The organism is Corallococcus terminator, from assembly GCF_003611635.1.
GTDB lineage: Bacteria > Myxococcota > Myxococcia > Myxococcales > Myxococcaceae > Corallococcus > Corallococcus terminator.
Genome location: NZ_RAVZ01000387.1, coordinates 1 through 8,408, shown reverse-complemented (window position 1 = coordinate 8,408; position 8,408 = coordinate 1). Strand labels below are relative to the sequence as shown.

12 protein-coding genes are annotated in these 8,408 nt (G+C 70.1%); 8 read left to right on the top strand and 4 right to left on the bottom strand.

What is annotated here, in order from left to right:
- The 4 genes from D7V88_RS35555 to D7V88_RS35540 all read left to right on the top strand — a co-directional run.
- Positions 1-942, top strand: a 942-nt coding sequence (locus D7V88_RS35555; RefSeq protein WP_279636135.1) for a DNA-3-methyladenine glycosylase family protein, incomplete at its 5' end; no start/stop codon positions are given.
- Positions 914-1,444, top strand: a complete 531-nt coding sequence (gene ogt, locus D7V88_RS35550; RefSeq protein WP_208726667.1) for a methylated-DNA--[protein]-cysteine S-methyltransferase — start codon at positions 914-916, stop codon at positions 1,442-1,444. The genes D7V88_RS35555 and ogt, both read left to right, overlap by 29 nt.
- A 35-nt stretch (positions 1,445-1,479) precedes the next feature.
- The gene (locus tag D7V88_RS35545; protein ID WP_120545035.1) at positions 1,480-2,289 is read left to right on the top strand and encodes an isocitrate lyase/PEP mutase family protein; all 810 of its coding nucleotides are present in this window, start codon (positions 1,480-1,482) and stop codon (positions 2,287-2,289) included.
- A gap of 12 nt (positions 2,290-2,301) precedes the next feature.
- Complete coding sequence (locus D7V88_RS35540) at positions 2,302-2,868, top strand: class I SAM-dependent methyltransferase (RefSeq protein ID WP_120545034.1); 567 nt, start codon at positions 2,302-2,304, stop codon at positions 2,866-2,868.
- Between the two features lie 66 nt (positions 2,869-2,934).
- On the opposite strand, the gene D7V88_RS35535 is transcribed toward D7V88_RS35540, so the two are convergent.
- On the bottom strand, positions 2,935-3,438 hold the full coding sequence (locus tag D7V88_RS35535; RefSeq protein WP_120545037.1) for a DUF1579 domain-containing protein: 504 nt from the start codon (positions 3,436-3,438) through the stop codon (positions 2,935-2,937).
- Between the two features lie 150 nt (positions 3,439-3,588).
- On the opposite strand from D7V88_RS35535, the gene D7V88_RS35530 reads away from it, so the two are divergent.
- On the top strand, positions 3,589-4,638 hold the full coding sequence (locus D7V88_RS35530; RefSeq protein ID WP_120545033.1) for an NAD(P)-dependent alcohol dehydrogenase: 1,050 nt from the start codon (positions 3,589-3,591) through the stop codon (positions 4,636-4,638).
- Between the two features lie 58 nt (positions 4,639-4,696).
- Here D7V88_RS35530 and D7V88_RS35525 read toward each other — a convergent pair whose 3' ends face one another.
- Entirely contained in the window at positions 4,697-5,269 is a 573-nt protein-coding gene (locus D7V88_RS35525; protein ID WP_120545036.1) for a TMEM165/GDT1 family protein, read from the bottom strand.
- 394 nt (positions 5,270-5,663) lie between these two features.
- On the opposite strand from D7V88_RS35525, the gene D7V88_RS35520 reads away from it, so the two are divergent.
- Both D7V88_RS35520 and D7V88_RS35515 read left to right on the top strand, forming a co-directional pair.
- The gene (locus D7V88_RS35520; RefSeq protein ID WP_120537964.1) at positions 5,664-5,918 is read left to right on the top strand and encodes a ribbon-helix-helix domain-containing protein; all 255 of its coding nucleotides are present in this window, start codon (positions 5,664-5,666) and stop codon (positions 5,916-5,918) included.
- 169 nt (positions 5,919-6,087) lie between these two features.
- A complete protein-coding gene (locus tag D7V88_RS35515; RefSeq protein ID WP_120545032.1) occupies positions 6,088-6,564 on the top strand; it encodes a hypothetical protein in 477 nt (158 codons plus the stop codon).
- Positions 6,565-6,615: 51 nt separating this feature from the next.
- On the opposite strand, the gene D7V88_RS35510 is transcribed toward D7V88_RS35515, so the two are convergent.
- Positions 6,616-7,692 carry a lysylphosphatidylglycerol synthase transmembrane domain-containing protein gene (locus tag D7V88_RS35510; protein WP_120545031.1) on the bottom strand — a complete coding sequence of 359 codons (1,077 nt, stop codon included), beginning with the start codon at positions 7,690-7,692 and terminating at the stop codon, positions 6,616-6,618.
- A gap of 156 nt (positions 7,693-7,848) precedes the next feature.
- On the bottom strand, positions 7,849-8,052 hold the full coding sequence (locus tag D7V88_RS35505; protein WP_120545030.1) for a DNA gyrase inhibitor YacG: 204 nt from the start codon (positions 8,050-8,052) through the stop codon (positions 7,849-7,851).
- A gap of 127 nt (positions 8,053-8,179) precedes the next feature.
- Between D7V88_RS35505 and D7V88_RS35500 the strand changes: the two genes are divergently transcribed.
- A partial coding sequence (locus D7V88_RS35500) for an alcohol dehydrogenase catalytic domain-containing protein (protein ID WP_158625230.1) occupies positions 8,180-8,408 on the top strand: 229 nt, incomplete at its 3' end.

Here is an 8,408-nt window from a genome sequence, read left to right as displayed (position 1 = left end):
GTGCCCGTCGTCACCCTCTTCATCCCCTACCGGCCGCCCTATGACTGGGGCTCGATGGTGGCCCATCTGGAGGCCCGCGCGCTCACCGGCCTGGAGATTGTCGAACCCGGGCGCTACCTGCGCACCGTGGCCCATGCGCTCGGTCACGGCTCCGTGGAGATTGCTCCCGCCAAGGGACTGGACGGACTGCGCGCCACCCTGCGCGTCAGCGACGTGCGGATGCTGCCGCCGGTCATCACGCGGATCCGCCGCGTCTTCGATGTGGGCGCGGACGTGGACGCCATCCACGCGCACCTGTCACGGGACCCGCTGCTCGCGCCCCTCATCGCCGCCCGCCCCGGACTGCGCGCCCCCGGCGGCTGGGACGGTTTTGAATTGGCGGTCCGCGCCATCCTGGGCCAGCAGGTCACGGTCGCCGCCGCCCGCGGCCTGGGCAACCGGCTCCTCGCGACCTTCGGGGAGCCCCTGGGCCCGGAGACCACCGGGGACGCCCGCCTCCAGCGCGCGTTTCCCCTCCCCCAGGTCCTCGCCACCGCGGACCTCACCTGCCTGGGCATGCCGGCCGCACGGGCCCGAACAATCTCCAGTCTCGCGGCGGCGGCCATGGCGGACCCCACCCTCTTCCAGCCTGGCCCCTCGCTGGCGGACACCGTCGCCCGCTTCACGCGCCTGCCCGGCATTGGCGAATGGACCGCCCAGTACATCGCCCTGCGAGCTGTCCGGGAGACCGACGCCTTTCCCGCCTCCGATGTCGCCCTCCTCCGCGCCGCGACCGGGGCCGACGGCCAGCGCCCCACCCCCGAAGCCCTGCTCCAGCGCGCCGAGTCCTGGAGCCCCTGGCGCGCCTATGCCGCCCAACACCTCTGGGCCGCTGACGCTGGCCGGACCCGAACCCCTTCCTCGCGAGACGCCCATGAAGCCCCGCCAGCGCTTCTTCATTGATTCCACCCCCACGCCCACCGGCCCGATGCTCATCGTCTGCGATGAGGCCGGTCACCTGCGCGCCCTGGATTGGGAAGGCTACGAAGCCCGCATGCACCGACTCCTGCGCCTGCACTATGGCGAGGACGGCTGCGTCCTGGAGCCCATGAAGGATCCCTCCGGCCGCACCTCCGCCCTCCAGGCCTATTTGCGCGGGGACATCCGCGCCATCAACGCCCTGCCCGTGGCGACCGCCGGCACCCCGTTCCAGCGCGAGGTCTGGCGCGCCCTGCGGGACATCCCCGCGGGCACCACCACCACCTACGCCCGGCTCGCCGAACGCATTGGCCGGCCCAGGGCGGTGCGCGCCGTGGGCGCGGCCAATGGCGCCAATCCCGTGGGCATCGTCGTGCCCTGCCACCGCGTCGTGGGTGCCAATGCCTCGCTGACAGGCTATGCCGGAGGCATCGAGCGCAAGCGCTGGCTGCTCGACCACGAACAGACGCACGCGCCCAGAGCCTGACCCCTTCAATCCCTCCCACCACCGAAAGCCTGCTCATGCCAGACACCACCGCAAGCACCTTCCGCGCGCTGCACCAGGGCAGCGAACTGCTCCTCCTGCCCAATGTCTGGGATGCCGGCAGCGCCCGGCTGTTCGAAAGCCTGGGCGCCCGCGCGATCGCCACCACCAGCGCGGGAATTGCCTGGGCGCTCGGCTACCCCGACGGCGACGTGCTCCCCATCGACCAGCTCGTCGCCACGGTCCAGGCCATCACCGGGGTCATCCGCGTGCCCCTCACCGTGGACGCGGAAGGCGGCTACTCGGACGACCCGGCCACCGTCGGTGAGAACGTGGCCCGGCTGCTGTCCGAGGGCGCCGTGGGCATCAACCTGGAGGACGGCAGCGGCCCGCCGGAGCTGCTCGCGGCGAAGATTGAACATGTGAAGCAGGCCAGCGCGCGGCGGGGCTTCGAGGTCTTCGTCAATGCGCGCACGGACGTCTTCCTGCGCGGGCTCGTCCCACCCGAACGCCGCGTGGAGGAGACCCTGGCCCGGGCCGCCCGCTACCAGCAGGCCGGCGCGGACGGCCTCTTCGTCCCCGGCGCCACGAACGCAGCCGACCTCCAGGCCCTCACGCGCGGCACGCCGCTGCCGGTGAATGCCATGGCCCGGCCCGACCTTCCCAGCGTCCCGGAGTTGCAGCGGCTGGGCGTGCGGCGCCTGAGCGCGGGCTCCGCCATCGCGCAAGCCATCTGGGGCCGCGCGGGCGCGCTCGCCACCGCCTTCCTGCGCGAAGGCCACTCCGCGGCCCTGTTCGAGGAAGCCTCCAGCTACCCGTCCCTCAACGGCCTGATGACCCGACGCTGACCGAAAGGCCCCATGCCCCAGGACGACCGCCAGCGCTGGAACGACCGCTACCAACGGGCCCCCGAGCAGCGGGAACCGTCGGACTTCCTGCGCTCGCTCGCGGACCGGCTGCCCACCACGGGCCGGGCGCTCGACCTGGCCGGGGGACAGGGACAGGACGCACGCTGGCTCGCGAAGCGCGGGCTGGACGTCACCCTGGTGGACCTCTCCGACGTGGCGCTGGAACAAGCGGGTGCGCTCGCGCGAGCGGAGGGATGGTCCCTCCAACTCGCGCGTCTGGACCTGGAGGTGGAGCCGCTGCCTCCAGGCCCGTTCGACCTCGTCGTGTGCCTGAACTACCTCTGGCGGCCGCTCTTCGCCGCGCTGCCCCGGGTGCTCACGCCGGGCGGGCTGTTCGTCTTCGCCCAGCCCACGCGGAGCAACCTGCAACGGCATCCACACCCGTCCGCCCGCTTCCTGCTGGAGGATGGAGAACTGCCCACGCTCCTCCAGGAGTTCGAAACCCTCTCATCCACCGAGGGCTGGACGGACGCAGGCCGTCATGAAGCGCGAGTCCTTGCGCGGCGTCACCGTCAATGAAGGAGTCGCACGGCGAAGACGACCTTGGGGCCTTCTCAATCCCTCTCCAAGGCCCCCGGCGCCCGCTCAAGCCCTCCGTCGGTATTGGATTTCAATCGCCTTCTGCGGCGCCTCATCGGGCTGGATGTTGAAGTGCGTGATGACCAGTGAGTCGGGGTCGGGCTGCTCGATGTCCACGCGCCAGCCCCACCGGGGCGTCGTCTCCCCCGTGAAGTAGCTGCCGAGCACCGAGAACCGGTCGCTCACCCCGGCCTCCCCCAGCAGGGTCATGATGTCGGAGCCCATGTGGAAGGAATCCACCCACGACATGGTGAAGTGCCGGCCGTCCAGGTGGTGTCCCAGGGTGGCGAGGCCCGACAGCGGCTTGCCCCCCAGCGACGACGTGTACTCGTGCACCACGAAGCGGCCGTCGAGCACGCTCCGGATGGTGCCGGTGATGGGGGACTCGTCCCCGAGCTTGTCCGGTTCGAACCACGTGCGGGCGACGCCCTCCCAGCCGCCCACCAGGCGGGAGAGGAAGTGATGGGGGCCACCGGGGGACTGGGACTGTTGCAGACGATCCTGGCTCATGGTGCCGGGGAGTTTCCCGAACCCCTTGTTCCGGGTCCACAACTCCCGCGCTTTCTCCGGGCGGGGGCGGCACCGCTCCATTAGCTTCGCGCGTCGCGTCCGGGCCGTCCCGGACACGCCCTCTGCCTCGTCCTTCTCCCGGAGTCTTTCTTGCCGACCACCCACGCCTATTCCGCACCGAGCGCCAAGGCCGCGCTCGGCCCCTTCACCCTGGAGCGCCGCGAGCCGCGCGCCCAGGACGTGCTCATCGACATCCAGTACTGCGGGGTGTGCCACTCCGACATCCACCAGGCCCGCGACGAGTGGGGCGGCGCCATCTTCCCCATGGTGCCGGGGCACGAAATCGTCGGGAAGGTGTCCCAGGTCGGCAGCGCCGTCACCGACTTCAAGGTCGGGGACAGCGTGGGCGTGGGCTGCTTCGTGGATTCGTGCCGCGAGTGCCCTCCCTGCCTCCAGGGAGACGAGCAGTACTGCGAGCGCGGCATGGTGAGCACCTACAACGGCCGGCAGAGGGACGGGACGCCCACCTACGGCGGCTACTCCACCCGCATCACCGTGGACTCCAAGTACGTGCTGCGCATCCCGGAAGGCATCCCCCTGGAGCGCGCCGCGCCGCTCTTGTGCGCGGGCATCACCACGTATTCACCCCTGCGCCACTACGGCCTGAAGCCCGGCGGCAAGCTGGCCGTCGTGGGCCTGGGCGGTCTGGGCCACATGGGCGTGAAGCTGGGCAAGGCGATGGGCGCCGAGGTGACGGTGCTCAGCACCTCCCCCTCCAAGCGCGACGACGCCCTGGCCCTGGGCGCCACGCACTTCGCCGCCACGTCGGACAAGAAGACCTTCAAGGCGCTGGCGAACCAGTTCGACCTCATCCTCGACACCGTCTCCGCGCCGCATGACTACAACGCGTACCTGGGCCTGCTGAAGCTGGACGGCACGATGATCCTCGTCGGCGTGCCCGAAGCCCCCACGCCGCTCGCCGCCTTCCCGCTCGTCATGAAGCGGCGCAAGCTGGGCGGGTCGCTCATCGGCGGCATCCGCGAGACGCAGGAGATGCTCGACTTCTGCGCGAAGCACCAGGTGGCCTCCGACGTGGAGGTCATCCCCATCCAGAAGATCAACGAGGCCTACGAGCGCATGCTCAAGGGCGACGTGCGCTACCGCTTCGTCATCGACATCGCGAGCCTGAAGCAGGCGTAAGGCCGTTTCATCGCGGGCCCCGGGGCAGGTGCACCGGGGCTCGCGCGTCAACCGGGCATCAGCTCTTCCAGGCCGTCCACAGCGACACGGCGCCGAAGACGAAGAAGAGCCCCGCGGTCACCCACCGCACCCACTTCATCTGCACCCGTCCCGCCAGCCGGTCGCCCAGGAAGACGGCGAGGCCGTCCGACACCAGCATCCCGGCCGTGGTGCCCAGCGTCACCATCACGGGCGCCTGGTAGCGCGCGGCCAGCGCCATGGTCGCCAGTTGCGTCTTGTCCCCCATCTCCGCCAGGAAGAAGAGCACCACGGTGGTGAGGAAGGCGCCAAAGCGCGGCGGCTTGCCTCCATCGTCGTCCAGCGTGTCGGGCTTCAGCGTCCACAGGCCGAAGCCCAGGAACAGCGCCGCCAATATCAACGCCATCACCCGTGCCGGCACGTGCGTGGCCACCCAGGTGCCCACCGACGACGCGAGCGCATGGTTGGCGATGGTGGCCACGAGGATGCCGCCCAGCACCACCCACGGCTTGCGGAACCGCGACGCCAGCGAGAACGCCAGCAATTGCGTCTTGTCCCCCATCTCACTGGCGGCGACCAGGACGAACGACCCGAGCACGGACTCCCACGACATCATGAAGGCTCCCCTTCCCAGTCCCTGGCGCGAAAGGTGTCGTGGTGAGAGCGCTTCAGGGGGGAGCGCGCACGACGGACCTCGGCCAGGGAACGTTGAATCCCTGTCCGAAGGTCTCGTTCGTCTCGCGCGCTTCGCGAGGTGGGGGCCCGGGCTGTTTCCAGCCAGTGTGTCGAGCTTCCCGACGCCTCTTACCGCTGGCGTGAACTACTCCCCTTACGTGTCGTCGCAAGTAGCAGTGCGGCCTGAGGGAGTCAACCAGACAGGTCCGCCGCTCCCGGGCGCTCCTACGTCTGGCGTCCCTTTTTTTGACGACACGAGAGGCTGCCCCCCTAATGCCGGGGACAGGTCGGTAGCGGCCTGTAGCAGCAGCAAAAGCCTGGAGGATGCCCCGATGCAGGATGGAAGCGCCAGCCCCCTGAGCCCCGACGCTCCGTCGTCCCAGTCTCCGGTGGAACCCGGTGAGGTCCGGAGCCCGGAGGCCGACATCGTCTCCACCCACGTCCTCGTGCCCGAGGAACAGGTCCACAAGCTGCGCGAACTGGCGCGGCGCACCCGCATCCACCAGAGCGAGTACCTGCGTGAGGCGGTCGAGGACCTGCTGTCCAAGTACGGCCGCATGCCCGCCAAGACGGAAGGCGAGTCGTGATGCGCCCGGCGCCCCTGCGGTACTCCCGCCGGAGCGCCCTGTCCCTGCGCGAACGGCTGCGGCGCTGGCTGGAGCAGGAGCTGTAGTCCTCCGCCCCGCCCTGGAGCGAGCCAGGAGGGAAACACGCTAGGTTCGGGACCTTCCTTTGTCTCCAGGAGCCCCGACCTTGATGCGTCCCTCCCTGATGACCGCCGTCCTCGCGCTGGCCACCACCGGCTGCGCCACGTCCGGCTTCGAGCAACTGTACCCCGGCATGACGCCCGCCCAGGTGGCGAACACCATGGGCAGGGGCCCGGCCCGCGCGCAGGAGTTCCAGGATAGCTCGTCGGCCTGGTACTTCGACGAGGACCACTGCGTGCTGATGCGCGACAACGTCCTCGTGGGCAAGTCGACCACGCAGACGCGCACGGCGGTGCACACGCCCGTGGGTACGCTCAAGGATCAGGACAAGGCGTTCTGTGGCCCTCCGGGTTCGGAGGGCAACGCCAACCGCGAGCAGACGCTCCAGACGCCCCTGGGCACCTTCAAGGGCACCGTGGACCCCGCCGCCGTCACCGAACAGGTGAAGAACAGCGTGCGCAACCAGAAGGTCCCGCCCCCGCCGCCGGCCGACGGCGCCACGCAGGCCACGCAGCCCTCGCCGTAGACAGCCGGCGCGTCCCGCCGCCCCGTCACCGCCGGGGCTTTCGTGCGGTGCTCAGGCCGTGGTCGAACGGGTGACGGTGCCGTCGTCCTTCTTCATGTTCCCCGCCAGCTCGCGGAAGGACATGTGGCTGATGGACAGCAGGACGAGTCCGAAGAGGATCTGCTGCGCCGTCTGACACAGCCACAGCACGTTGGCGTAGGCGAGCCCGTGGGCGTTCACCACCGCGGCGGGCAGGAACAGGCCCAGGCCCACCTTGATGGCGGCCTGGAAGGTGCCCGCCATGCCGGGCGCGGCGGGGATCATCGCGCCCACCACCAGCACGCACATCACGATGTACGCCTGGAACAGCGACAGGTTCAGGGGCTCGCAGGCGACGCCCGGCGCCGCACCGGAGCAGTCGAAGGCGCGGGCGAGCAGCGCCATGCCGAAGCCGTTCACGGCCCAGTACAGCACCGTGTAGAGGAAGAAGAGGGCGATGTGCCGGCCGTCGGGGAGTTGCCGCATGGCGCCCACGAAGGTGTCCACGATGTCGGCCACCTTGTCCGCGGCCGAGGGTGAGAAGCGGCCCACGGTGGCGCGCACGAGCCGCACGGTGGTCTCCTGGTGCCACAGGCCCAGGAGCAGGAACACGAGCCCGCCGCCGAACACGCCGAACATCAGCCACGAGCCCAGCTCCACGTACCGCATGCCCTCGCCCTTCGTATCCACCGGGACGAAGAAGAGCAGCACGCGGAAGAGGATCGCGACGGAGAGGCCATCCACGATGCGCTCCAGCACCACGGACGTCATCGCCGCGCTGCGGCGGATGGAGCTGCGCTGGGCGATGAGGAACGGCCGGGCGAACTCCCCCAACCGGAACGGCAGCACCAGCAGCATCATGAAGCCGATGCCGGACGCCTCATTGAGCTTGCGGAACGGCACGCGCTCCAGGCCCGACAGGAGCGAGCCCCAGCGCAACGTGCGGAACACGTGCACGACGGTCAGGCACAGGAAGTACGGCAGCACCCACGCGTAGTTGGCCGCCTTGAGGCTGGCGATCTGCGTGGACACGTCCGTGTCCCGGAAGGCCCACCACATGAAGGCGGCGGTGACGAGCAGGCTGGCAATCAGGTTGACGGCGCGTTTCACGGCGGCCGGGTATATCCTCCCTGCCTTTGCGACTCCAGCAGCACGGCCGGCCCCTGCCACCGGGTGCGCACGCACGTGGGCCCCACGACGGCGCGCTCCCCTGCCCCGCCGCTCAACGTTCCGGAAGAATTCTTCAACCTCCCGAAGGTATGGCGCTCAGGCGTCGTGACCCCGGTTGGAGCCGTCGGGTGGCAGCTCGTCCTCCTGCTCATCCACCTGCCGGTCGGGCACGCGGTATTCCTCACCCAGCCAGCGACCCAGGTCGACGGCGCGGCAGCGGCGGGAGCAGAAGGGTTGGGAGGTGTTCTCCGGACGCGGAGGCACGGGCTTCTGACAGATGGGACACGGCGGAAGTGGCATGGCGGATGGAGTCCTAGATAAGCCTTGACGCTCCGGCGGGCCAGGACGTTTCTTGGTTCGGCCGTGCAGCCGACCGTGGGCGTGGAGGACAGGGTCGCGCAAGCAATGCTTCTTCGCGGAGTCCCCCATGAAGGTCGTGCGCATCACCCAGCCGGGCGGTCCGGAAGTCCTCGCATTCGACGAGCGGCCGGAGCCTGTCCCGGGTCCGAACGACGTCCAGGTGCGGGTGCGCGCGAGCGCGCTGAACCGCGCGGACCTGCTCCAGGTGCGGGGCGCCTATCCACCGCCGCAGGACGTCCCGCAGGACGTGCCGGGCCTGGAGTACGCGGGCGAGGTGGTGGCGGTGGGGCCCCGGG